The sequence below is a fragment of the Chryseobacterium viscerum genome (assembly GCF_025949665.1).
Taxonomy (GTDB): Bacteria; Bacteroidota; Bacteroidia; order Flavobacteriales; family Weeksellaceae; genus Chryseobacterium; species Chryseobacterium viscerum_A.
Map to the genome: position 1 here is coordinate 46761 of NZ_JAPDFT010000001.1, position 24784 is coordinate 71544.

Below are 24784 nucleotides of genomic sequence, written 5' to 3' on the forward strand. Positions count from 1 at the left end.
TATGAAAAAGCTAACATCCTTATTGATATTGTCGTCAGCAATCATACTGACGGCTTGTGACAGCAGAACTTATGAAGAGATTTCTGATAATACACCTATCACTGCACCCGTAAAATATACAGCAGATGTAAAACCCATTGTGGATAACAATTGCATTGGCTGCCATTCTGCCAGCGGCTATAAACCTCTCGTTACCTATGATCAGGTAAAAAACAATATAGACGGAATTCTGGATCGTATCCAAAGACCTAATGGTGATCCGGAGAAAATGCCGCAGGGAGGATCGTTGTCCGCAGCTCAGATCAATATTTTCATAAAATGGAAAGCTGACGGGCTCAATGAAAATTAAAAAAATTGATATGAAAAAATTAGCATTATTAAGCGTATTACTGCTTACTGCCAGTTACGCATCAGCACAAAAATACAGTTCTAAGACAGGAAAAGTAACTTTTGAAGCTTCGGTTCCTCTGTTTGATGACATCTTTGCCCAGGATGACAATAATGTTGTTATTCTGAATGCGGATAACGGTGAAATGGCATCCGTTTCTACAGTTAAGAACTTTCATTTTAAAACCAAATTAATGGAAGAGCATTTCAATGAAAGTTATGCTGAATCTGCAAAATATCCGAAAACAACTTTCAAAGGGAAAATTGTCAACTTTGATAAAACAAAGCTTACGGCCAGCCCTCAGAAATATACTGTTCAGGGAACACTTAACTTTCATGGTGTAGACAAAGCGGTTAACTCTGCAGCTACTTTGTATGCAAAAGATGGTAAAATATATATGCAGGGTGGTTTTGTGGCCAAACCTGCAGATTATAAAGTGACTATACCTAAAATGGTTACAAAGAAAGTTGCAGAAAATGTCAACATAGAATACAACTACGTAATGGTAAAACAATGAGAAATCTAATCTTAATTTTAGGATTATTTCTGAGCTCATGGATGTCTGCCCAGGAAAAAGCAAAATCAATATTTGATATTGCCAGAAGCGGAACAGTTCCTGAAGTACAGGAGCTGATGAAACAAAATCCGGATGTTATTAATCAGGTGAACGAAAATGGTTTTTCACCACTTATTTTAGCCTGTTACAGAGGAAATACTCCGGTTGCGGAATTTTTAATCACTCATGTTAAAAATATGAACTATGCAAGTGGAGAAGGAACAGCTTTAACGGCTTCTGTCTTTAAAGGAGATAAAAATCTTACTCAGAAATTATTAGAGAACAGAGCTGATCCCAATGTTGCAAACAGCAGCGGAGTAACTCCATTGATATATGCAGTTCAGTCACAAAACAAAGAAATGGTTGTGCTGTTACTCAAAAATAAAGCTAATAAGGCATTAGCAGACAAGCAGGGGAAAACTGTTTTTGAATATGCTTTATTTTCTAAAAATCAGGATATTATTAACCTATTAAAAAATTGATCATATGAAATTAAAAACTACATTATTATTGATCGGATTTTTTGCTTTTTTTCATGTAAAAAGTCAATATTCGACAGGAACTGTGCCTCTGTTTTCCACACCCGGAGGAGCAGATTTGGCTTATTCAGTTAAGATAGACCTTACTCCTTCTTTAGTTACCCTTACCCTTATCGGCCCTTCTACAGGATGGCTGGGAATGGCTTTCGATACAACGAATATGGATGATATAGGGAAGGATGTTGTTATTTTTGATGGAACCAATTTAAGTGACAGAACATTTAATGGCCAGGGAGTGGTGCCGCCTTTGGATGGAACTCAGAACTGGACTGTAACCTCCAATACAGTGGCTGGAAGCGTTCGTACTGTAGTCGCTACAAGAGCTTTAAATACAGGAGATGCTAATGATTACGTTTTTACTTTTCCTCCCGCAAGCCCTTTAAACGTTACATATGGACGTAGATTATCAAACTTTACGATTGCTTATCATGGTTCTAACAGCTGTGGTACTACAGCGCTTACTTTTGGTTCTACTTTAGGGACCAGCGAAACCGCTTTAGAGAGTAAGAAAATAGTTCTTTATCCAAACCCGGCTAAAGAAACGGTAAGCTTTAAAAATATTGATAAAATAAAATCTGTTGATATTTATGAATCTGCCGGAAGAAAAGTAAGATCTGTGAAACTTGAGGGAGAAAATATCAGTGTCAGAGATTTAAAATCTGGTACTTATTATTTTGAAATCACATTGAAAGATGGAACTACATCTTACGAAAAACTGATTAAAGAATAATTTTTCAGAAAAAACACACCTAAATATTTTTTTTAAAAACGGATACCTCTGATTTTTCAGGGGTATCTTTTTTCCTTAAAGTACCCATTCCAGGGAGATTGCTTTAAATTTCATATATTTGTGTATATCCGGATTCTTAACAAAAGGCAGCTTCTTTACCTTATAATTTTTACAACCAATGGAATTTAAAACTTTAGCCAATATTACAACAGACGAACTTCTGTCAGTATTCAACCATTCATTTTCAGATTATGTTATTCCTTTCCACTTAACGAAAGAGGTGCTTGTCTCAAAAATTGCAGCAGAAAAATTAGATATGAGTTTATCTGCCGGAGCATTTGAAGATGGAAAACTGGTAGGTTTTATTCTTCAGTCTGAAAAAGTTGAAAATGGGGAGAAAATTATATACAATGGCGGAACAGGCGTAGTTCCTGAAAGCAGAGGTAAAGGATTGGTGAGAAAAATGTATGATTTTATTATCCCTGTTTTAAAAGAAAGAAATGCCAATACATTGTTGCTTGAAGTGATTGAAGGAAATCAGCCTGCAATCAGGGCGTATGAAAACCTGGGCTTTGTAATTGTCCGAAGATTACTTTGTTTTAACGGAAGTATTCAGCAGGGAAAAGAAAATGCTGAGGTTTCTATTAGAGATCTGAAAGACTTTCAATGGGAGCTGCTATGCTCTTTCTGGGATATTGAACCTTCATGGCAAGGGTCAGTTTTCGTATTGGAGCCGATGCCGGAAAATCATGTGACTTTAGGAGCTTATGATGGAGATAAACTGGTAGGATATATTATCTATGGCCCTGCAGCGAAAAAAGTATATCAGTTTGCTGTAGATAAGAACTACAGAAACCGTGGAATTGGAACAAAGCTTTTTAACGCTGTTAAAGATAAAAATGGCGGGCAGGGTATAGCATTGAACAATGTAGATGATTCTTCAGAAAATACCAGCAAATTTCTCAGTGAACGAGTAGGACTGAACAATTGGCTGTCACAGTTTGAAATGAAAAGATCTATTTAATGAAGATTCATTTTGATTCAAAAAAAATAATCGGTTTTAATATACTTTTAATCTCTTAAACTTTTTATGCAGAAGTATAGGATGTAACTTTGTGGAAAATTTTAAAATAATGAAGCGAGGAATCCATTTTTTACTGCTGCTAATTTCTTTTACGGCTTTTGCGCAACAGGGCAATATTGATACAGCCCAGGTGATTATCCCAGGTAGACAGAACACCACGGAAGCACAGTCAAAACCTTATGTGATTATGATATCTACAGACGGTTTCCGTTATGACTATGCACAGAAGTACAATGCTGAAAACCTTTTGAAACTGGCCAATAGCGGTGTGAAAGCTGAAGCAATGATTCCAAGCTATCCAAGTATTACTTTCCCTAATCACTGGAGCTTAATTACCGGACTTTATCCTTCCCATCATGGCTTGATTGATAATTTTTTCTACGACTATAAAAGAAAAGAAGGGTATGCCATGAGCAATAAAAAAAATGCTGAAGACGGAAGCTGGTATGGAGGAACTCCACTTTGGGGACTTGCTGAAAAACAGGGAATGGTATCAGCATCTTTAATGTGGGTAGGATCTGCCAGCGATGCCGGAGGAATGAGACCTTCTTACTACTACCCTTATCACGAAAAATTTTCTCCTTCCGAAAAAGTAGAAAAAGTGGTGAACTGGCTGAAATTACCGGAAGATAAAAGACCTCATTTTATATCATTATATTTCCCGGAAGTAGACGGAAGCGGGCATCATTATGGTCCTGATACAAAAGAAACCGAAACTGCTGTACATCTGATAGACCAGGCGATAGGTGATCTTGTTCAGAAAGTAGATGGATTAGGCTTAAAGAACGTCAACTTTATATTTGTGTCTGACCACGGAATGATCAAAGTAGACGGTGGAGCTCCATTAGAAATCCCGGCCGTTCTTTTTGATAAAAACAGATTTGATTTTTACAATTCCCAGACTTTGTTAAGAGTTTACGTTAAAAATCCTGATGAGGTAAAGAAGGTTTACAAACAACTGAAAGCTCAGAAAACAGATGATTACGAAGTGTATCTGGATAAAAAACTTCCTAAATATCTGCATTTTGCAACAAGAGATGACCAATACAACAGAATAGGACAGATTCTTCTGATCCCTAAAGCACCGAAAATATTCTTAGAAAAAGGTAAGAAAACATCTGTTGGAAAACATGGCTACAACCCTAAAGTTGTGCCGGAAATGAAAGCTACTTTCTTTGCCCGGGGACCTGAATTTAAAAACAATCTGGTCATCAGTGAATTTGCTAACATTAATGTTTATCCTTTGGTTGCTGAGATTTTAGGATTGAAAATAGATCAGCCAATTGACGGAAAACTGAAAATTTTAAAAGAAACCCTGAAAGACAAAAAATAGTCTATGGTTTAAAATATTATAATAGTTAACAAAGTTTCGGCGCACCTTTGGTGCGCCGAAACTCATATTATCAGTCTTAGAAAAACAAAAGAATTTAAAACTTAGAAGAAAACTCTTTAGCAAAATCCTCTAGCTTTACATTACCTGTAACAGGAGAATTGTGATCAATAAAATCCTTCTGAACAACCCCGGTTCTTATTCCTCTACCCATTTCAACATAAAGATGAGCCATATCTTCAGGTAGTCCGGCTTGAAGCATTCCATTTAAAGAATCTTCATCAGAGAATTCTACCCATGGAAGTTCAGGCTTATTAACAGAAGTTCCTAAAACCTTTGCAAAATCAGCCGCTTTTCTCACATCACTTACAATATACCGGATGTTGTTTGTATTTCCGTCTTTTACCAGTTCTTCAGCGGCAGCTTGGGCAATATCATTGGGATGTACAATTGGTACTTCAACACTTGCAGGATAATTCCCTCCAATGATTCCAGCATTTTGAATCAAAGGAATATCGTTGAAAAAATTATTATAAAAATATCCGGCTCTTAAAAAAGTGAAAGAGGTATTTTCTACTTCGTTATATATTTTTTCAATATTGTGAAGACCTGCAATGGGGCCATTTTCTACCGGAGATTCAGCTCCCACACTGCTTAGCATTACGGCTCTTTTTACGTTGGCATTCTTTATAGCTTCAGCATAATTTTTTCCTGCATTGGTTGTGTTTTCTACAATCTTATCCGGGCTGATAGCCGGAGGAGTCATTACAAAAACAGCATCTGCTCCTTCAAATGTCTGAGTTAAAAAATTAACGTCTGTGATAGAACCTATGGCTGGAGTGGCTCCCAGAGATTCAATATCCTGTTTTCTTGCATCGCTGCTGCTGACTACTGTAATATTATGCCCTTCGGCAATTAACTGTTGTGCTAATGGTTTGGCTACATTTCCTAATGATCCTGTGATTACAATTTTCATAATAAATATTTTTTTATTTCTGAGAACAAAGTTATATTTGTACTTACTTTTATACAAGTACTTACCCTAAAGTATGTAGATATGACAGCGATCAAAGAAAGTTCAACCATTCAGGAGAATAAGAAAACAGTACAGGATTGTCCCGTAATGTATGTTATGGAAAGAATTGGCGGATTCTGGAAACCTATTATCCTGTTTAATCTTTCCACAGGCGAAAAAAGATACAGCGAACTGAAAAAAGCAATTCCTGCCGTAACAGAAAAAATGCTGATCCAGCATCTGAAACAGTTGGAAACAGATGGATTGATTATCAGAACAGCAAAACCTGTAATACCTCCTCATGTGACCTATAGGTTGAGTGATGCAGGTAATGAATTGGCTCCTGTTATTGATGCCATGGCTGCATGGGCTTTTCAGGATATGGAAAGAAATGATAACAAATGTGCTGAAGGAAACCGATATATGTTGAATCAGGATCAGAATGCTTTTAGCCAAAATCTAAAAAAATAAAAACAGGCGCTTCAATCTGAAGCGCCTGTTTCTGTTAATATTGTATAGAAGAGTTACAAAGATTGCATATCAATGACGAAACGGTATTTTACATCACTTTTCAGCATTCTTTCATACGCGTTGTTAATATCCTGCATTTTAATCAGCTCAATATCAGAAACAATATTATGTTTTCCACAGAAATCTAACAATTCCTGTGTCTCTGCAATACCTCCGATCAAAGAACCTGCTACAGAACGACGTTGGAAGATCATAGGTCTTGTACTTACTTCAGTTTCCTGGAATTCACCTACAAATCCTACAAGAACTAAAGTTCCGTTCAAAGAAAGAGTTTGCATATAAGGATTGATGTCATGTTCATAAGGTACCGTATCAATGATAAGATCAAATTTACCTTTTACAGCATCCATCTGTGAATCATCTGTAGAGATCACTACATGATCAGCTCCAAGTTGCTTTGCATCATCAGTCTTACCCGGAGTTCTTGAGAATAAAGTAACTTCAGCTCCCAGTCCTTTTGCCAGTTTAATAGCCATGTGACCCAATCCACCTAATCCTACAACGGCCACTTTTGAACCCGGACCTGCGTTCCAGTGTCTTAGTGGTGACCATGTAGTAATTCCTGCACATAGAAGTGGTGCTACTGCTGCCAGATCTAAATTTTCAGGAACACTTAGAACGAAATGCTCATCAACAACTACTTTTTGAGAATATCCTCCAAAAGTGTGGCCTCCAAGATGCTTATCTTTCCCGTTATAAGTTCCTGTAAATCCGTTTTGGCAATATTGTTCCAAATCGTGCTTACAACTGTCGCAATGTCCGCAAGAATCTACCATACATCCTACTGCAGCAAGATCGCCTACTTTAAATTTGGAAACCTCACTTCCTACATTGGTAATTCTTCCTACAATTTCATGTCCCGGAACTACAGGATACAAAGATCCGCCCCAGTCGTTTCTTGCTGTATGAAGGTCAGAGTGGCATACCCCGCAGTATAGGATTTCAATCTCTACGTCCTTTGTGGTTACCTCTCTTCTTTCAATATTCATTTCTTTCAGATCTGCTGTGGTAGACTCTGCACCATAAGCTTTTACTGTGATTGTACTCATTTTTTATATTTAGTTTATTTAGGTTTATAAATTATTATACTCTTCATCCGTTACAGGCTCCAGCCATTCTACAATCCCGTTTTGAGTATTAGGATTAATGGCAATATGGGTAAACCCACTGTTCGGAGCAGCTCCATGCCAGTGGATAATATCAGGAGGAATGTTAACAACATCTCCTGGGTTTAAAATCTGTACAGGTTTATCTTTTTCCTGATAGTATCCTGTTCCTGAAGTTACGATTAATATCTGTCCGCCTCCATGAGAATGCCAGTTATTTCTGCATCCTGGCTCGAAAATGACATTTCCAATCTGACAGTTCAGGCTATCCTCATTGGGTTTCAGAATATAAACCCACGCTGTTCCTCCGGAGAAATAATCTGAAGAAGCTTTTTCCCCTTTTGGAAAAATGGTTGTATTAAAAGTTTCCATAACGGTACAAAAGTCGACACTTTCTCATAAATCAGACTTATACAGATTACCGAATTACTTACCAATTTTACAGACACTATTTCAGTTACAAATGAAAGTGGTAATTTTGAATAGAAATAAAAATATACTTCATGGACAATCAGGAGGTTGAAATCTATAATACGGTCTCGGAATACAATAAAATGGCGAATCATGAAACGCTGCATCCGCTGGTAAGTGTGATTGATTTTTCCAAATCCGATCCTATATGCCAGTATAAAAGAAAATTCGGTTTTTATACCGTTTTCCTGAAGGATGTAATGTGTGGAGATATGCAATATGGGAAACACAGCTATGATTATCAGGAAGGAACTTTGGTTTTTATTGCACCCGGGCAAACATATGGAATTTATAATAAAGACAGATTTGTTCAGCCTGCAGGTTTTGCCCTAATTTTTCATCCGGATTTAATAAAAGGAACCAACCTAGGGAAGAACATGAAAGACTATTCATTTTTCTCTTATGACGTACATGAAGCCCTACACCTCTCTGAAAAAGAAAGAGAAGTAGTGTTGGATTGCTTTAAAAATATTAAGCTTGAACTGGAACAGGCTATTGATAAACACAGCAAATCTTTAATCGTTAATAATATTGAACTATTCCTGAATTACTGTATGCGTTTTTATGACCGCCAGTTTATTACGAGAGATCACATCAATCAGGGGGTGATTGGAAAATTTGAAAATCTGGTTGATGATTATTTAAAATCTGAAAATCCTAAGAATATTGGTTTTCCAATGGTAAACTATTTTGCAGAGAAGCTGAACCTGTCCGCCAATTATTTTGGAGATCTGATAAAAAAAGAACTGGGTATTTCCGCTCAGGAATTTATCCATAACAAACTTATTGATATCGCTAAAGAACAAATCCTGGATCAGGCAAAAACAATCAGTGAAATTTCCTATGATTTAGGGTTCAAATATCCACAGCATTTTACAAGATTGTTCAAAACAAAAGTAGGCATTTCTCCAAGTGAATACAAAATCCTGAACTAAGTTTTCAACACGAAGAACACTAATCTTTTTCACAAACAACACAATGATAGTTAGTGAATATTTGTGCTATCATTTGTGAGATTTGTGTTTAAATAATTAAATTTAGAAAGAAAAGTTCACAGTTTTAAAAATGACACCTAATCAGCAGAATACCACTATTTTTGAGACCAGGTTCGGGAAAATTTTAGCATTAAAAGAAGAGGGGATTATCAGAGCCAGAAGTATCCGATATGCTCATTCTGAAAGATTTAAAGAACCCGTTGCCATAGAAGCTTCTTTATCTTCTGTAATTATTTCCCCGGAAAAAACACCAGTCTGTCCACAGGCTTTAAGTCCGCTTGTGGAAAAAATGATTGGAGCAACCTCCGTTGAAAGCTTTGAAGCAGATGAATCTACCCAGTATCTCTCCATAACCCGCCCTGAAACAGTTTCTGAAAATGAAAAGCTTCCTGTTGTAGTCTGGATTCATGGAGGATCTCATGAAATAGGCTGTGGTGATCTTGCTACTGCCAATCCTGCCGAATGGGTGAAAGAACAACATATCATCGTAGTTGCCGTCTCGTATCGTCTGGGATTGTTCGGTTTTCTAGGTGGAGATGAAACAAGACCTGCTAATCTTGGACTTTTGGATATGATCGAAGCATTGAGGTGGATAAAAGCCAATATTGCAGAGTTTAGTGGTGATGAAAACAATATTACCCTTCTCGGGCAGTCTTCAGGAGGAGATGCTATTGCTCACCTAATGATTTCAGAAGGGGTGGAGGATTTATTTCAGCGTGTGATCATCCAGAGTGCTCCTCTGGGATTACGCCATAAAAGACAGAAAATGTCTGCAGAATTTCTTAAAAAAACAGAAGTATTGAAAGATGAAACTGACGTTTTAAAAATGATGGAGGACTACAAAATATTTGTACCCTCTGTAATAAAATACGGTTTGAAAGCTGCAATGCCCTTTGGTACACAATACGGATATTTTCCTCTGTGTAAAGAAGAAGAGTCGGTGGAGATGTGGAAAAAGAATGCTCAGAAATTTGATGTGATCATTGGTTTAAATAATGATGAAACTGCCTTTTATCTCAAGACTTCCGAGGCTTTAAATAAATATTTCGGAAAAGGATTTGGTTTAAAACTCATAGATAAAGCGGTTGAAAAAACTACAGCACTTATCTATGGAAATCCGGCAAAACAATTTGCTCAGACTTTGGCTGAATCCGGTGGAAATGTCTATCTCTTCAGAATTCATTCAAAATTGAAAGACAATCACATCGGAGCACCACATTGTATTGATCTTCCTTTGATTTTTGGGAATGAATCAGCGTGGAAATCTTCCGAACTGCTGAAAGATATTCCCTGGAGCCGTATTCATGAGAACGGTAAAAAACTGCGGGCACTTTGGGCAGAATTTGCCAGAACCGGAAAAATATCTGATGCCTCCGAAAGACCGGAGATCCTGGAACTCCGAAAGATATAGTTACATACTAAAATTATAAAAACCAATCATCTTAACAAATATTCCAGCCGAAGATAAACATTCCCTTCCCTTGGAGGTGCAGCGAAAATTCAAAGAATTTTTGACGGAGTGGTTAGCCATATTTTCAACAGTTATATGTTTTTTGTGTGAATTATGTATACAGAATCAGGTGATTGCTGTTGAATGTTTATTCATAATTGTAATTTTTGATGTAAATTTAATTATTGAACCATAAAAAATAATAATTATGAAAACAAACAAAGATTTCAAAGTAAAAAAACTTAAACGTGAGGAACTGAAGAGTTTAAAGGCCGGAGATTTAAATTGGGGTAAAGTATGCTGTACTTCCACCGAAGACGGGCAATGTTGCGAATGGGCCATAGATGTTTGGAATTGCCGTTACATTTATTGCTGATTTTCTAATGAAAGCAAGCCTTGTCAAGGTTTTAACCCTTGACAAGGCTCTTATTCAGGAATCCAGACACTTACATTTCCTGCCGGAACTGGGAAATTTCCCCATCCGTTTTCATCAATCGTTACTTTGTCTTTGAATCGTTTCAACAGATCTTTGAATTTTTTTCCGGAATACAACATTCCCATTTCCATAGGCTTGTTGTAAGAATCTTTATTACTCAGAACAGTTGCACATCCTGGATGTTCATCATCACCAGTGCGAACCCAACCAAGGCAATTGGCATCCTCAAAATAATCTTGCTGGTCACCGTAAGCATAATCTTTCCTTGCTTTTAACAGCTCTTCAATACCGTCTACTTTGGGCATAAATATCTCCTGATCATTACCTTCTCTATCCTTATCCACATAATGAGCTCCATAGAGATCTGGATAGAAGATGCATGGATAGCCGTCTTTTCTTAATAAGATAAATGCATAGGCAAGAGGTTTGAACCATGGGTCTACAGGAGCTTCAAGATCCTGTAAAGGCTGTGTATCATGATTGGCTACCAAACTTACAGAATGCATCGGATCTGCCTGAGTAAGAGTTTCATCAAAAATTCTCCTGAGATCATAAGAACCACCTTCCCTGGAAGCCGTATGGAAATTATTCTGTAACGAACTGTCAAAAAGACTCATACATCCATCCGTTACTTCAATATATTTTTGGAGAAGATGAAGATATCCGGGAGCCCAGTATTCTCCTACAGCGAAAATATTTTTTCCGGAATTGGAACGGAGCAGCGTAAGCCATTCTTTATAAAAATCAAAAGAAATATGTTTTAAAGCATCCAGTCTCACGCCATCGAAATCTGTCTGATCAAAATACCATTTTGCCCAATTATTGAGCTCTTCCCGTACAAAAGGATTTCGGTGTTCAATGTCATTATACATCAGGTAATCATAATTTCCTTTTTCATCATCAATCATTTCTTCCCAGTCATTTCCATATTCAGACTGTATTTTATAAATATGGGATTCCATACCTTCCGCGTAATCTACACCGCTGAAGCAGGTGAAGTTCCATTCAAAATCAGAATATTTTTTTCCTCTTCCTGGAAAGGTAAATTTGGTATAAGATTCAATTTCAATGACGTCGGAGATAATTTTCTCCCTGTTCTCTTCATCTACTTTTACCACTTTGAATTTTTCCAGCTCATCACCTCCTGCTTTATGTCCCAGGACAATATCTACAATCACTTGTATATTTTGTTTCTTTAAGGCTTTAATGGCTTTTGTATAATCATTTTTAGTACCGTATTTTGTAGCAATGGTACCCTTTTGGTCAAATTCTCCAAGGTCATAGAGATCATAAGCGTCATATCCGGTAGAATAACCGCCATTTGTTCCTTTATAGGCTGGAGGAAACCATACAGAAGTGATTCCAAGTTTTGCTAAGTATCCGGCCTGTTTTTCGGCTTCTTTCCACAATTTTCCGTCGCCTTCAGAGTACCAGTGGAAAAACTGAATCATGGTTGGGTTCATAGATTTGCTGATTTGGTAGATACAAGGTAGCGAAAAAATATGACCTACTCATTTTCAAATTCCTCAAACGGGATTTTTAGTTGAACGGAAACCTGTTTTTTTTCTTCAGTATTCAGTTGGGAGAGAGATAATCCGAGCAGGCGTACAGCTTTATCAAAAGGACGGAGATCCCAGAGTTTTTTCCCAGTGTTATAATACTGTTCCGGTGACGAGAAATAATCTTCTCTTGTTATGCTTCTTGTGAAAAGAGAGAAATCTTTATATTTTATCTTTAATGTTAAAGTTCTTCCGAGAATATTATTTTTCTGTAATCTTTGATGGATTTCCTGAGCAAGACTTTCCAGCTTTTCATTGATCTGCTGTTCGTCCAAAAGATCTTCAAAAAAAGTTCTTTCCACGGCCACACTTTTCTGGATCCGATGAGGTTTTACTTCAGAAGTATGAATACCGCGTACTACATTGTAATAATGTTTCCCGGACTTTCCGAAAAGCCTTACCAGATCTTCAAGTGATCTCTTCTTTAAATCTTTTCCTTTATAAATTCCTAAACTAAACATTTTGTTGGCTGTAACTTTTCCAACCCCGTAAAATTTTTCTACAGGCAGTTCTTCCAGGAAATGCTCCATTTTATCAGGATGAATTGTTTTCTGGCCATTCGGTTTATTGATGTCTGAAGCTACTTTAGCTAAAAATTTATTGACTGAAATTCCTGCAGATGCCGTCAGTCCCGTCTGTTCAAAGATTTTCTGACGGATTTCTTTGGCAATCAGGTTGGCAGATTCCATTCCTTTTTTATTTTCGGTGACATCCAGATAAGCTTCATCCAGAGACAGGGGTTCTACCAGATCAGTATATTCATAGAAAATCTCCCGGATTTTTTTGGAGATCTCTTTATATCTGGCAAATCGGGGAGGAACAAAAATAAGATGTGGGCATTTTTCTTTTGCGGTCTTGCTGGGCATTGCAGAGCGTACTCCATATTTTCTGGCTTCATAGCTTGCTGCGGCAACGACGCCTCGATGCTGCCCTCCAACTGCAATAGGCTTCCCTTTCAATGTAGGATTATCATGCTGCTCCACAGAAGCATAGAATGCGTCCATATCAACATGAATAATTTTACGAAGTGGCAAAGAAAAATCCATATACAAAGATATGGATTCCTTTATTTATGGTAAATTTTTTATAGAAAGGAAGTGTGACGCTGGAGTGTGGAAGTTAATGAGAAAGATATGGAAATTTATGACCTGTTTATTGAAAATTAGTTTAGAAAAAATAACAGATTTTCAACGTACTAAAATTACTTCCACCTTCGATTTTCCTGCTTCCAACCTCTTACGATTTCAGTCTCATGGTGAGAAGATGAGGTTCAAAACCAGCTTTTTCGTAAGCTTTTATAGCAGATTCATTTTGAGCATACACATCAAGTCTTACCTCACTGATTCCTCTTGATGTGGACCAGGAAATAAGTTCATCGGTAATCACTTTATTGATTCCTTTTCCTCTATGTTCCGGCTTTACATACATAAAACCGAGATAGGCATATTCTTTAAACTGATAATAATCTTTTGCTGCTTTTTTGATCAGAGCATATCCTGATGCAACAATTTCATTATTTTCTTCGGCAACAATTACGGTTGCTTCCGGAGATTGTATTAAATGTTTTAAATCATAATAATGAATCTCTCCTTCAATAAGTGTACTGTTGAAAGGTCTTTCTGCAGTAACAACTCCCTGTTCAAATTCTAAAAGGATTTCTAAATCCTGTTCTGTGGCTTCTCTTGTGATCATGGTGTTATCTATCTAAAATTTTAAAACTCATTGAAAGCCGATGGTTGTCAATGAGTTTTTTATGTTTTTTTTAAAAATAAATGAATATTATTTTAAGAGTTTATCTATGGTTTGTTGAAGTTCAGGATCTTCAGGGGATATCGCGTAATATTTTGCAATTGAAGATTTCTGATCAATCACCATATATCTTGGAATCCAGTTAAGATCCACATAATTATTAAAATCATTTTTCCAGCCAGTAGAAAACCAATAATTTTCTTTGTCTTTCATGTCAAATCTTTCAAGGCTTTTTTCAAATCCTTCTTTTGAACGGTCTAATGATAAAAATACAAAATCAATATTTTTATTATTTTCTTCTAATTCTTTAGCTTTTGGAAGTGCCTTCAGACAATCTCTACACCATCCGGCCCAAAAATCAATCACTAAGACTTTTCCTTTATGCTGATCAAGAATCTGCTGGACTGTAATGGCTTTTCCTTCTTCATCTTCAAGTTTCTGTTGCAAAGCTTCTTTTGAAAACCCTGTTTTAAGAACAGCAGGAACTTTTTGTGAATAGCTTATTCCAAAAATCCCCATCATAAAAATTAATATCAACTTTCTCATCTCGTACAATTTCATTTGTACAAATCTAAACAATGAATTGCAATCTGAGATTGATTTCAGCTGAATTAGGAAAAATTTATAATATTGATGGTTTCTATGGGAATTGAGTGAAAATATGCTTAACCACCCCGTCAAAAATTCAATAGAATTTTTGACACCTCTCCGAAGGAGGGGAATATTTAAGTCTTCAGTTGTAATTCCGGACGATTTATTATTGGTAGTTTTTAACCAAGCCTTTCACAACGGTAATTACATTCGGCATTGCTTTATTGGCAGCATTTAAAACTTCTTCGTGAGAAACGGCCAAAGCAATATCTGGTCCGCCAAGGTCTGTGATGACCGAAATACCAAAGACATCCATTCCCATATGTCTGGCTACAATCACTTCCGGAACGGTGCTCATTCCTACCATATCACCGCCGATGGCTTTGATCATGCCATATTCAGCCGGAGTTTCAAAAGTTGGGCCTTGTAATGCCACATACACTCCCTGATGGATCTTGATATGATGACCTGATGCAATCTGTTCTGCTGTGGCAATCATTTTTTTGTTGTAAGGTTCACTCATATCCACAAAACGGGGTCCAAACTCATCAATATTTTTTCCGCGTAAAGGATGCTCGGGCATCATGTTGATGTGATCTTTCAGGATAACAATATCTGCCACGCTGTAAGCAGGGTTTACACCACCGCAGGCATTGGAAAGAATAAGTTTTTGAATGCCCAGCAGATAAAAAACTCTTATTGGGAAAGTTACGGTTTCCATTGAATGCCCTTCGTAATAATGGAAACGTCCGCTCATCATCAGAACTTTTTTCCCCTCAAGTATTCCGTAAATCAGTTTTCCGGTGTGGCCGGCTACTGTAGTCTGTGGAAAATGAGGAATGTCTTTGTACTCTAAAACATGGATCGGTTCTACTTCATCCTGTAGTTTTCCAAGTCCGGATCCTAAAACAACCGCAAAATCAGGTGTTTCCTGAATGATATTTTTAATAAAATCAGCAGTCTCTTTAATTTTTTCTAACATAATCTAAGATGATTTGATTGAATTCTTCTTTCTTATCAATAAGTACATTGATAGGCCAGTAGTAAACAATTTCTCTAAGATAGTCAAAAGTTTTCAGACGTACATAGTCTTTCTCTGTGGTTAATATCAGCTTATATTCCCCTAATTTTTTATACTCGGCAAGGATTTTTTTAATATCATCATCCGTGAAATTATGATGGTCTCTGAACTTTAAATGTTTCACCCTTTTTGAGAATTTTGCCAGATGTTCCAGAAGTGGTTTGGGATTAGCAATTCCGGTGATCAGTAAAATATCATAATAATTCAGGTTGTTATCCGGAAGCATTTTCTCTTTTCCGTATACATTCTCGTCATAACCAATGGATGAAAAGAAAACTTTCTGTCCGTATGAAGGTCTTATTCTTGAGATATAATACCTTTTTGTTTCCTCAGTAAGTTCGTCAGGACATTTGCTGACCATAATAATGTCTGCTCTTTTGTATCCGGATCTTGATTCTCTCAGATCTCCGGCCGGAAGAAGGTAGTCTTTGAAAAAAGGATCATTAAAGTCGGTCATCAGAATATTGAATCCAGGCTTGATCGCTCTGTGCTGCATGGCGTCATCCAATACCAGAACTTCAAGGTCCATATCTTCAATTACTTTTTTGGCTCCGGGCACACGTTCTTCTGAAACAGCAATGACGAAACGGTTTTTAAAACGCTCAAAAAGCTGCATCGCTTCATCACCTACCATTTTGTAGTTGCTTTCATAATTGGTTACTTCGTAGCCTTTTGTCAGCCTTCCATAGCCTCGTGAAAGAACACCGGTTCTGTAATGTTTGGATAGATATTGAGCCAGATACATCACCATGGGTGATTTTCCGCTTCCGCCCACAGAAAGATTTCCGACATTGATTATCGGAGTTTTGAATTTTGTCGACTTAAAAATTCCCAGATCATACATTGTGTTTCGGATACCCGTTACCAAATGATAACCAAGGGAAAAAGGATAAAGGTACCATCTTTTCATACGATTGCAAAAATAGGAATTTTCATAAGCATTTGACGTAATATTCTCAAAGACTTTTCAACAAATATTTCGTTAAATTAAAGTATTTTTGTGGAGTTATTACAATACATTGAGATACTTTATTGAATTTTCTTACAACGGAAAGAACTATTTCGGCTACCAGATACAGCCGGATGCCATTTCTGTGCAGGAAGAACTGGAAAAAGCACTTTCCACTATTTTAAGGGAAGAGATTAAAACTACAGGAGCAGGAAGAACTGATACAGGGGTTCACGCTAAAAAAATATTTGCTCATTTTGACACAGAAAAAGAGTTGGATGATCAGCTTACGCGCAGGCTGAACAGTTTTCTTCCACCTGATGTTTCTATTAAAAGGATCTTTCCGGTAAAAGATGATTTTCATGCCCGTTTTGATGCTACGTACAGAACCTACGAATATTATATCTCACTGGAAAAAAATCCATTCACACAGGAATCTGCATGGCAGCACTGGAAAAGAGGTCTGGATATTGATGCCATGAATGAAGCTTGCAAAATTCTTTTTGAATATGAAGATTTTACCAGTTTCGCCAAATTAAAAACCGACAACAAGACCAATATCTGCAAAATGTATAAAGCGGAGTGGGAGCAAAACGGATCTGAACTGAAATTTACAGTTTCAGCCAACCGTTTTCTTAGAAATATGGTTCGTGCTATCGTTGGAACAATGGTAGAAATAGGAACCGGAAAACTGAACCCGGAAGATCTTCGTACAGTGATTGAAGATAAAAACCGAAACGCTGCCGGAACTTCAGCTCCAGGGCACGGATTGTATCTGGTGGATGTGGGATATGAATTTTAATACTAAGATATAGTCTGTTATCAATTCATTTGTGATAGCCAAAAAATGTCTTTGGTTACAATGAATCTCTGGAAGACTCTGAAGATTTTCCACAAGCTGCTTGTGATTTCCAGAGACCTCGGAAAATCACAAGCAGGCTGTTTTTATAAAGAATGAAATAGGGCTTAATAGCCAAAAAATCAGCTTGTCGGGAGATTAAGGATATTCATTCTGTAAATAACAGGTATCTGAAATTTTCTATGACGATTTGCAAAAGTTGTAAAGGCAGTCCGGTTATAAAGTCTTATTTTTGCATAGAATTTTTATTTTAATTCTTTCTTTCGATTCGTACAATGAAAAAACAAGATACCTGGGAGATTATAAAAAGGCTGTTCTTTATCGGAATGAAGTTCCGTTCATGGTTCATCCTTACGCTTATAATTTCTATATTCCTTTCCATTGTTTCTACTTACAGGCCGTATCTTACTATGCAGGTGGTGGATAATGATATTACAAAGCTGCATGATAAAGCTTTGATGATGAAACACATCTACATTCTTGTGGGGTTGGTGTTTGCAGAAACAGTTTTAAACTTTTTTTTAGTTTATTTTTCAAATTTCATCTCGCAGAATGTGATCAGGGATATCAGAGAGCGTTTATATGCTAAACTGATCTATTTCAAGACTTCATTTTTTGATAAAACTCCAATCGGACAGCTGGTGACGCGTGCCGTAGGAGATGTGGAAACAATTGCTACAGTATATACAGACGGTTTCCTGATGGTTTTCGGAGATATACTGAGAATTCTGTTTGTACTGATTATGATGTTCAGTACTAATGTTCATCTGAGTTATATTACGCTGGCTATTTTACCTTTAATGGTGATGATCACGAGATTCTTCCAGAAAAGACTGAAAAAAGCTTTTGGAGATGAAAGAAACTGGACAGCCAATCAGAATTCTTTTGTTCAGGAGAGACTGGCAGGAATGTCTATTATTCAGGTATTCAACAGACAGGAATCTGAATTTAAGAAATTTGATGATATTAATATTACATTAAAGGGAGCATTACTGAGAACCGTATTTATTTTCTCGCTGTTCTTTCCCGTAGTGGAACTTATCTCTTCATTATTCATAGGATTTATCCTTTTCTATGGAGGATATATTACGATCAGTGCGGGGGTTGTGATTGCCTTTATCCAGTATATTTCAATGCTGATCCGTCCTTTGAGACAGATTGCCGACCGTTTCAATAATATTCAGCGAGGAATTGTAGGAGCAGAAAGAGTGCTGGGATTAATGGATGAAGAAAATGCAATGCCGAATAACGGAACGGTAAAGAAAGATCACTTTGCCGGAAAAATTGAATTCCAGAAAGTACATTTTGCTTATGACGAAAAGCAGGAAGTTCTGAAAGGAATTGATTTTAAAGTAAACCCGGGAGAAACAGTAGCCATTGTAGGAGCAACGGGTGCCGGAAAGTCTACCATTATTAGTCTGATCACAAGATTGTATGATATCAACTCCGGAAATATTCTGATTGATGATGTGGATTTAAAAGACTATGAGCTTTATAACCTGAGAAGCCACATAGGAGTCGTTTTACAGGATGTTTTCCTTTTCCATGGAAGTATTTTTGAAAATCTTTCCTTTGGAGATGATACCATAACTTTGGATAAAATAAAAGCAGGTGCCAGAGAAATTGAGGTAGACCAGTTTATTCAGCAGCTTCCTGGCGGATATGATTATGTGGTGAGTGAAAGAGGTTCGTCAATATCTTTAGGGCAGAGACAATTGCTGTCTTTCCTGAGAGCCTATTTATCAGATCCGAAAATTTTGATTCTGGATGAAGCCACATCTTCTATAGATCACGAAAGTGAAAAGCTTATTCAGAGAGCAACAGAAAAAATTACCAAAAACAGAACATCCATTATTATTGCCCACAGACTTTCAACGATTGAAAAAGCAGATAAGATCATTGTGATGGAGCATGGTAAAATTGTAGAAGAAGGGAAGCATCTTGAGCTTTTGGATAAGAACGGATATTATGCTACTCTTTACAAAGCCCAGCTGCGTCATGAAGTGGAAATGGAAGAAGAAAAAGAATCATAATCCATTCAGGTATTAAAATAAAAAAGAGAGTCATTACGATTCTCTTTTTTATTTTAATATATAATTCATTAATGCTTTTTAAAACTACAGAAAACAAAATTCTGAACAGTTTCAAAAGGAGTGATATGATCTTCAGTAAGGCATTTTATTTTTTCAAAACTTCCTTTAAATTTTTCTGATAATGACTCTTCATCATACTGCTGAATATCCAATCCGCTGCATTTCGTAGGTCCGTTTTTGGAAAAAGTTCCAAGGATTATAAAGTTATTCACATTCTTTTCTGCAATATCAATATATTTTGAAACCTGTTCCGGACTTGTCAGGAAGTGAAAAGCAGCTCTGTCATGCCAGATGTCATAAGTTTCCGTAGGTTGGAAAGCAGTAATATCGGTGGCAATCCATTTTACTTTATGGGCTAAATTTCCGAGTCTTTTCTGTGCTTTTTCCAAAGCGTTGGTAGAAATATCAAGGACTGTAATATTCCCGTAGCCTTCCTCAAGAAGAAAATCAACAAGGTTGCTGTCTCCGCCGCCAATATCAATGATGCTGGCATCTTTTCCCAATCCTGAAGATTTGATAAAGTCAAGTGATGTCTGAGGTTTTTTCTGGGTCCAGCTTACCTGATCTGGATTTTTGGTTTCATATACATTTTCCCAGTGATTTTTATTGTCAGAAGAACTCATGATTCTTTTAATTGATTGTTTATCTCTTCAAATTTATTAATTAATTCGTCAAGTTTTCCCTGTTGTTTCTTTATTGTTTTGGGTCTTAAATAAAACCAATTAAAAGCGATCCATGCAAATGTTATGGCATAGGCCAGAATGCCTGAACCAAGAGTCATTCTTGAAGTGTACTCATACATATAAAAGCATATTCCTAGAAAAAGCATGATAAAATACAGATTGAGGATGGTAGTCTGCATCAATTTCTGCTTACTCTTCACTACATATAAACTCTGGAGATATTCATGGTTTGACTGGGTCTGATCAATTTTGTAAAAAACCATAAACATTTTATTGTAGGCAAAAAGGAACATGACCATGGCCAGAATGACAAGCACAATCCCGATTTTTGTAGTAATCATCTGAGGCTGGAAACGATACCAGATATAAATAATCAATAATGAGGTGGTGATTAATCCAATATTGGCAGCAATCAGCTTACGCAGATTCTGGTTTCTGAATTTTTTCAGCTTACCAAGAAGCTCTTCCAGGTTGGGTTTATTGGAAGTCTGTTGCTTCCATATATTTTTGAAATTAATATTAGTATCCATTTTCTCTAAACTTTTGCGTTAATTTTTCCTTTATCCTGTGAATTTTTACCCGTATATTGGATTCAGAAAGCCCTACGATATGAGCTATCTCTGCCTGCTTCACTTCTTCCTGCTCCAATGAAATAATAATTCTGTCTGTTTCCGGAAGCTCAGAAATAAACTGATAAAGCATTTGTATCTGAGGCTCCATGGATTCCTGTTTTTTCTCTTCCAGATTGATGGGAAGATCTGTTTTGGTGAATTTCTTTTCCTTTTCAATCTGCCGGAGACAGTTATTAGAGGCAATTCTGAAGATCCATGTTCCTATGCTGGATTCATTTCTGAATTTCGGAAGCTGCTGCCATACAATGATAAATGTTTCCTGGGCAAGATCCTGAGCGAGGTCGGGATCATTCACATATCCCATGCACAGGCGGAATATCCTTTGCCAGTAGAGTTCGTATATCTCTTCAAAAGCCATTATTTCGCAGATAAAAAGTTATTAAGCTGATTAAAATACCAATCTTTGTCGTCATACATGATGAAATGTAACCCTTTTGAAGCATACTGCATATTGGTGTTTTTTAAATTTTTGTATTGGCCTTCAATAGTCGGTTTCAGATTGGCAAAAAAAGATTCCAAAAGAATAAGAGAAGGACATTGTATATTTTTTATTTTCTCTCTCAGGTCGGTATTGGAAAAATCACAATACATCTTTGCAAATGTTTTTCGGTCAGATTTCATGCTCCAGTTGATCACCGTTTCCTGCATAGAAGTATCTGCCAGAAGACGTGGCATAGTCTGTGTCTGCATTTTACGGAACTGATCATCACTCATAGCTGTTAGTTGAGTAATGGTAGAGGTACAGTCATTATTTTCTTTAGAGGTAAAACCAGGATCAGACATCGCAGCCAGACAAGGTAATGTGTCTACAATGACGATTTTTCCTACTAATTCAGGGTAATCTGCAGCAATTGCAAGGGCAAGGCCGCCTCCCATGCTGTGTCCGATGATAATAGGTTTTTCTATTTTATTATTCTTTATATAAGCAGCAATTCCTTTTTCCCAATCTTTAAAGCTGGCGTCTGCCTGTGGTTGTGTTCCGGCAAATCCTGCCATCGTTAACGTATAACAAGTGAAGTTTTTTTCAAATTTTGCAGCTGTTTCGTTCCATACATCTCCTGAAGAGGCAAACCCGGGAATAAATAGTAAGGACTGATTTCCTTTTCCGGTTTTCTTTACTTCAAACGGATAAGCTGCTTCCTGTCCAAATATATTGCATATTGCTAAAAAAAATAACATAATGATAAGAAGGAATGTAAATTTTTTCATGATTTCTAAAGTTTTAAGGTTTATTTGTCTTTTAGAGACGAACCTTGAAAAAATGTTACACCAGATTTGATTTTTTTTGAAAAAAATATTTCTCCTCCTTCTGAACCCTTATGTTTAGGGCAAACTCACATGAAATTTATTTTTATAAAAATTAACAGCAGTTATTTTTGAATATAGAACGTTATGAAATAATGAATATGTATCAGGAAATTATTAATCTAATATTCTTCCATAGAATCTGCTGATGTCAAAATAAAATCCGGGAACCTTGTATTTGTCCTTTTCAAATTCCTGATAATCACATTTTCCTTTCAGACTTTGCGATTTTGTTTCCATTTGAAACCTGTTTAAAAGGACATATTCATCAGTAACGGAAATGACATGAAAGCCGGTCTCACATTTCAACCCATCACCTGAAGTAAGAATAGCGTTTAATAATCCGTGGAAATTTCCAGCGACTTTTTCAGCGGTGTTATCATCATTATTTAAATGATATAAATAAGCAAGATAATTCATGGCGCGCAGATCAAGTGGGTTTTCATCCAAAGCATCCAAAAACAATTGGATCCCTTTGGAAAGATCTTTTTGTGAAATACCTTCCCCGCGATAATATTTGGCCACTTCTTCAGCTTTCTTCCCTGTTTTATACGGTTGATAATCTTTTTGAAAAGTATAACCGAAGTAAAGATGACGGTATTGGCTGCTTGTAAGAAGTGTATCGTTCTGTTTTAATCTTTTTAAAAGCTTCGGATAGTAATATTCTGAATTTTTATCCTCAATATTTTTTTGAATTGCAGCATAATCTGGTGCTTTAAATTCCATTTTTTGTGCATGCAGGAAAGTAAGCAGTGTTAAAAAGAATAAAGAGAAAAATGCTTTAATATTCATGGTTTGTATAACGTTGTTATGATTTTTTGACCACTTAAAAATACGGAATGTGCACTAATAAGATAAAAAAATACTAACTGTTTGTAAAAAAAACAATAAAATATTGTCAAAGTGTTATTCCGTGTTGATAAATTTACTAACTTTATTCGGAATTTAAGAGGTTACCCCTGACATTCAAAGGGGTAAATGGAATTTTTAACTAAAAAACTAAAAAATATTAATGAGCAGTAGTATCCAAGATGAATTTAAAGTCTTCAAAGACGAATTGAAAAAGTTAAATATCGAAGTACAAAAAGTTGTAAAAGTAGGAAACGGAAGTATGGATTTCCACGAGGTTTTCTATAAATCGCCGAGGTATGAAGAGGTAAAAAGTATTTATGTCCAGCGTCATAATCTGGATAGTATGATTGAAAAATTTAAACAAGCCTATCATTAAAAAATAGAACGAGCACCGCAGAGAATCTGCGGCGCTCAGTTTTTTATAACGCTATAGAGACTAATCTTTATCCAGTGTGGAAGTTTTCTTAGTGTCTTTCATTCCGGCATAAACAATCAGGGAAAAAAGAATACATCCGGTAATGTACCAGTAAAAGTATTCTTCAGAACCTATCTTTTTGAACCAAAGCGCAATATATTCTGCAGTGCCCCCAAATACCGCAACTGTAATAGCATAAGGCAGGCCTACACCAAGTGCCCTGATTTCCGAAGGGAAAAGTTCTGCTTTTACCACTGCATTAATGGAAGTATAGCCGCTTACAATAATTAATGCAGCCATAATCAGGAAGAAGGCTCCCCAGATTGAAGTAGTAGAACTCAATGCTGTAAGAAGCGGAACAGTACATAAAGTTCCCAGAATACCAAAACTTAAAAGAAGCGGTCTTCTTCCGATCTTGTCAGACAATCCTCCGAATACAGGCTGAAGACATGCAAAAATAAAGAGTGAAATAAAAGAAACCAATGTAGATTCTTCCTTGGTAAGATGTACGGTATTGACTAGGAATTTCTGCATGTAAGTTGTATAGGTATAAAATGCCAGTGTTCCTCCTAAAGTCAGACCTACAACGGTAAGCAGTGCCCTTGGATGCTTCAGAAGTTCTTTCACTGTTCCTTTTTTCTTTTCATTCACTTGTTTTTTATTCTCAAAAGCTTCTGTCTCATGAAGATTGGCACGGAGATATAATGCAATGACAGAAAGCATGGCTCCAATCACAAAGGGAATTCTCCAGCCCCATTCTTCAAGCTGGGCTTCAGTCAGCAATAATTTCTGTAAAATAAGCTGAATTCCCAAAGCGATCAGCTGCCCGCCAATCAGAGTAACATATTGAAAGCTTGAATAAAATCCTCTTCTGTCCTGTGTAGCCATTTCGCTGAGGTAGGTAGCTGAAACTCCATATTCACCGCCAACACTCAAGCCTTGAAGTAATCTTGCCAGTAAAAGTAATAGCGGAGCTAAAATTCCTATGGACTGGTAAGTAGGCGTAAAGGCAATCAGTAAAGATCCGAATGACATAAGAAGAACAGAAAGTGTCATTGCTTTTTTTCTTCCCACCTTATCTGCAATACTTCCAAACATCCAACCTCCAATAGGGCGCATCAGAAAGCCTACTGCAAATATTCCTGCCGTATTCATCAGCTGTGCATTCAGATCAGAATCCGGGAAAAATGAATGTGAAAAATAAATGGCAAAGGCTGCGTAGGCATACCAATCATACCATTCAACAAGATTTCCGATAGATCCGCCTATGATGGCTTTGATTCTTTGTCCGGTAGTGATAGAGGATGAATTCATAAAGTATTATTTCAGACAAGTTTTAGACTTCCAAGATACAAATTTCAGAAAAAAATAAACCGCTCTGAAAA

At 36.7% G+C, this 24784-nt stretch carries 27 protein-coding genes; 12 read left to right on the forward strand and 15 right to left on the reverse strand.

Going from position 1 to position 24784, the window contains the following annotated elements; genetic code table 11:
* Window position 1 precedes the first annotated feature (1 nt).
* The 6 genes from OL225_RS00250 (at window position 2) to OL225_RS00275 (ending at window position 4630) form a co-directional block, all read left to right on the forward strand.
* Window positions 2-349 (forward strand): hypothetical protein, encoded by a 348-nt coding sequence (locus OL225_RS00250; protein ID WP_047379233.1) that lies wholly within the window; start codon window positions 2-4, stop codon window positions 347-349.
* 10 nt (window positions 350-359) lie between these two features.
* Window positions 360-905, forward strand: a complete 546-nt coding sequence (locus OL225_RS00255; RefSeq protein ID WP_264516888.1) for a YceI family protein — start codon at window positions 360-362, stop codon at window positions 903-905.
* On the forward strand, window positions 902-1426 hold the full coding sequence (locus tag OL225_RS00260) for an ankyrin repeat domain-containing protein (protein ID WP_264516889.1): 525 nt from the start codon (window positions 902-904) through the stop codon (window positions 1424-1426). Before OL225_RS00255 ends, OL225_RS00260 begins: the two co-directional genes overlap by 4 nt.
* A 4-nt stretch (window positions 1427-1430) precedes the next feature.
* Window positions 1431-2213: a T9SS type A sorting domain-containing protein gene (locus OL225_RS00265; protein ID WP_264516890.1), complete on the forward strand. Its 783-nt coding sequence runs from the start codon at window positions 1431-1433 to the stop codon at window positions 2211-2213.
* 178 nt (window positions 2214-2391) lie between these two features.
* Complete coding sequence (locus tag OL225_RS00270; RefSeq protein ID WP_264516891.1) at window positions 2392-3237, forward strand: GNAT family N-acetyltransferase; 846 nt, start codon at window positions 2392-2394, stop codon at window positions 3235-3237.
* A gap of 109 nt (window positions 3238-3346) precedes the next feature.
* On the forward strand, window positions 3347-4630 hold the full coding sequence (locus OL225_RS00275) for an ectonucleotide pyrophosphatase/phosphodiesterase (RefSeq protein ID WP_264516892.1): 1284 nt from the start codon (window positions 3347-3349) through the stop codon (window positions 4628-4630).
* A 94-nt stretch (window positions 4631-4724) separates the two neighbouring features.
* On the opposite strand, the gene OL225_RS00280 is transcribed toward OL225_RS00275, so the two are convergent.
* Window positions 4725-5603: an NAD(P)H-binding protein gene (locus tag OL225_RS00280; protein ID WP_264516893.1), complete on the reverse strand. Its 879-nt coding sequence runs from the start codon at window positions 5601-5603 to the stop codon at window positions 4725-4727.
* 81 nt (window positions 5604-5684) lie between these two features.
* Here OL225_RS00280 and OL225_RS00285 point away from each other — a divergent pair, with 81 nt between their 5' ends.
* Window positions 5685-6113, forward strand: a complete 429-nt coding sequence (locus OL225_RS00285) for a winged helix-turn-helix transcriptional regulator (protein WP_081995546.1) — start codon at window positions 5685-5687, stop codon at window positions 6111-6113.
* A 53-nt stretch (window positions 6114-6166) separates the two neighbouring features.
* Here the strand turns inward: OL225_RS00285 and OL225_RS00290 are convergent, their stop codons facing one another.
* Together OL225_RS00290 and OL225_RS00295 are read right to left on the reverse strand one after the other, a co-directional pair.
* A complete protein-coding gene (locus tag OL225_RS00290; RefSeq protein WP_047379223.1) occupies window positions 6167-7222 on the reverse strand; it encodes an NAD(P)-dependent alcohol dehydrogenase in 1056 nt (351 codons plus the stop codon).
* A 24-nt stretch (window positions 7223-7246) separates the two neighbouring features.
* On the reverse strand, window positions 7247-7651 hold the full coding sequence (locus OL225_RS00295; protein ID WP_264516894.1) for a cupin domain-containing protein: 405 nt from the start codon (window positions 7649-7651) through the stop codon (window positions 7247-7249).
* Window positions 7652-7782: 131 nt separating this feature from the next.
* Between OL225_RS00295 and OL225_RS00300 the strand changes: the two genes are divergently transcribed.
* Window positions 7783-8685, forward strand: a complete 903-nt coding sequence (locus OL225_RS00300) for a helix-turn-helix domain-containing protein (protein WP_264516895.1) — start codon at window positions 7783-7785, stop codon at window positions 8683-8685.
* Window positions 8686-8815: 130 nt separating this feature from the next.
* Window positions 8816-10156, forward strand: coding sequence for a carboxylesterase family protein (locus tag OL225_RS00305; protein WP_264516896.1), 1341 nt, complete (start codon window positions 8816-8818; stop codon window positions 10154-10156).
* Between the two features lie 465 nt (window positions 10157-10621).
* On the opposite strand, the gene OL225_RS00310 is transcribed toward OL225_RS00305, so the two are convergent.
* From OL225_RS00310 to lpxK, 6 genes are all read right to left on the reverse strand, one after another.
* On the reverse strand, window positions 10622-12094 hold the full coding sequence (locus OL225_RS00310) for an alpha-amylase (protein WP_264516897.1): 1473 nt from the start codon (window positions 12092-12094) through the stop codon (window positions 10622-10624).
* Window positions 12095-12138: 44 nt separating this feature from the next.
* Window positions 12139-13236, reverse strand: a complete 1098-nt coding sequence (gene dinB, locus OL225_RS00315; protein WP_047379215.1) for a DNA polymerase IV — start codon at window positions 13234-13236, stop codon at window positions 12139-12141.
* A 190-nt stretch (window positions 13237-13426) separates the two neighbouring features.
* Window positions 13427-13882, reverse strand: coding sequence for a GNAT family N-acetyltransferase (locus tag OL225_RS00320; RefSeq protein WP_264516898.1), 456 nt, complete (start codon window positions 13880-13882; stop codon window positions 13427-13429).
* A gap of 87 nt (window positions 13883-13969) precedes the next feature.
* Window positions 13970-14485 (reverse strand): TlpA family protein disulfide reductase, encoded by a 516-nt coding sequence (locus tag OL225_RS00325; protein ID WP_047379211.1) that lies wholly within the window; start codon window positions 14483-14485, stop codon window positions 13970-13972.
* 211 nt (window positions 14486-14696) lie between these two features.
* Window positions 14697-15512, reverse strand: coding sequence for a purine-nucleoside phosphorylase (locus tag OL225_RS00330; RefSeq protein WP_264516899.1), 816 nt, complete (start codon window positions 15510-15512; stop codon window positions 14697-14699).
* Window positions 15496-16521: a tetraacyldisaccharide 4'-kinase gene (lpxK, locus tag OL225_RS00335; RefSeq protein WP_047379207.1), complete on the reverse strand. Its 1026-nt coding sequence runs from the start codon at window positions 16519-16521 to the stop codon at window positions 15496-15498. The genes OL225_RS00330 and lpxK overlap by 17 nt, the downstream gene beginning before the upstream one ends.
* An 88-nt stretch (window positions 16522-16609) precedes the next feature.
* On the opposite strand from lpxK, the gene truA reads away from it, so the two are divergent.
* Both truA and OL225_RS00345 read left to right on the forward strand, forming a co-directional pair.
* Window positions 16610-17362 (forward strand): tRNA pseudouridine(38-40) synthase TruA, encoded by a 753-nt coding sequence (gene truA, locus OL225_RS00340; protein WP_264516900.1) that lies wholly within the window; start codon window positions 16610-16612, stop codon window positions 17360-17362.
* Between the two features lie 332 nt (window positions 17363-17694).
* The gene (locus tag OL225_RS00345; RefSeq protein WP_264516901.1) at window positions 17695-19452 is read left to right on the forward strand and encodes an ABC transporter ATP-binding protein; all 1758 of its coding nucleotides are present in this window, start codon (window positions 17695-17697) and stop codon (window positions 19450-19452) included.
* 68 nt (window positions 19453-19520) lie between these two features.
* On the opposite strand, the gene OL225_RS00350 is transcribed toward OL225_RS00345, so the two are convergent.
* The 5 genes from OL225_RS00350 to OL225_RS00370 all read right to left on the reverse strand — a co-directional run bounded on the left by OL225_RS00350 (window position 19521) and on the right by OL225_RS00370 (window position 22924).
* Window positions 19521-20135, reverse strand: coding sequence for a class I SAM-dependent methyltransferase (locus tag OL225_RS00350; protein ID WP_264516902.1), 615 nt, complete (start codon window positions 20133-20135; stop codon window positions 19521-19523).
* Window positions 20132-20725 carry a hypothetical protein gene (locus tag OL225_RS00355; RefSeq protein WP_047379199.1) on the reverse strand — a complete coding sequence of 198 codons (594 nt, stop codon included), beginning with the start codon at window positions 20723-20725 and terminating at the stop codon, window positions 20132-20134. Before OL225_RS00355 ends, OL225_RS00350 begins: the two co-directional genes overlap by 4 nt.
* Window positions 20715-21185 carry an RNA polymerase sigma factor gene (locus OL225_RS00360; protein ID WP_264516903.1) on the reverse strand — a complete coding sequence of 157 codons (471 nt, stop codon included), beginning with the start codon at window positions 21183-21185 and terminating at the stop codon, window positions 20715-20717. The genes OL225_RS00355 and OL225_RS00360 overlap by 11 nt, the downstream gene beginning before the upstream one ends.
* On the reverse strand, window positions 21185-22036 hold the full coding sequence (locus tag OL225_RS00365) for an alpha/beta fold hydrolase (RefSeq protein ID WP_264516904.1): 852 nt from the start codon (window positions 22034-22036) through the stop codon (window positions 21185-21187). The genes OL225_RS00360 and OL225_RS00365 overlap by 1 nt, the downstream gene beginning before the upstream one ends.
* Window positions 22037-22249: 213 nt before the next feature.
* The gene (locus OL225_RS00370) at window positions 22250-22924 is read right to left on the reverse strand and encodes a DUF4919 domain-containing protein (protein WP_264516905.1); all 675 of its coding nucleotides are present in this window, start codon (window positions 22922-22924) and stop codon (window positions 22250-22252) included.
* A gap of 220 nt (window positions 22925-23144) precedes the next feature.
* Here OL225_RS00370 and OL225_RS00375 point away from each other — a divergent pair, with 220 nt between their 5' ends.
* On the forward strand, window positions 23145-23360 hold the full coding sequence (locus OL225_RS00375) for a hypothetical protein (RefSeq protein WP_115958649.1): 216 nt from the start codon (window positions 23145-23147) through the stop codon (window positions 23358-23360).
* A 60-nt stretch (window positions 23361-23420) separates the two neighbouring features.
* Here the strand turns inward: OL225_RS00375 and OL225_RS00380 are convergent, their stop codons facing one another.
* Window positions 23421-24713, reverse strand: a complete 1293-nt coding sequence (locus OL225_RS00380; RefSeq protein ID WP_264516906.1) for an MFS transporter — start codon at window positions 24711-24713, stop codon at window positions 23421-23423.
* Window positions 24714-24784 lie beyond the last annotated feature (71 nt).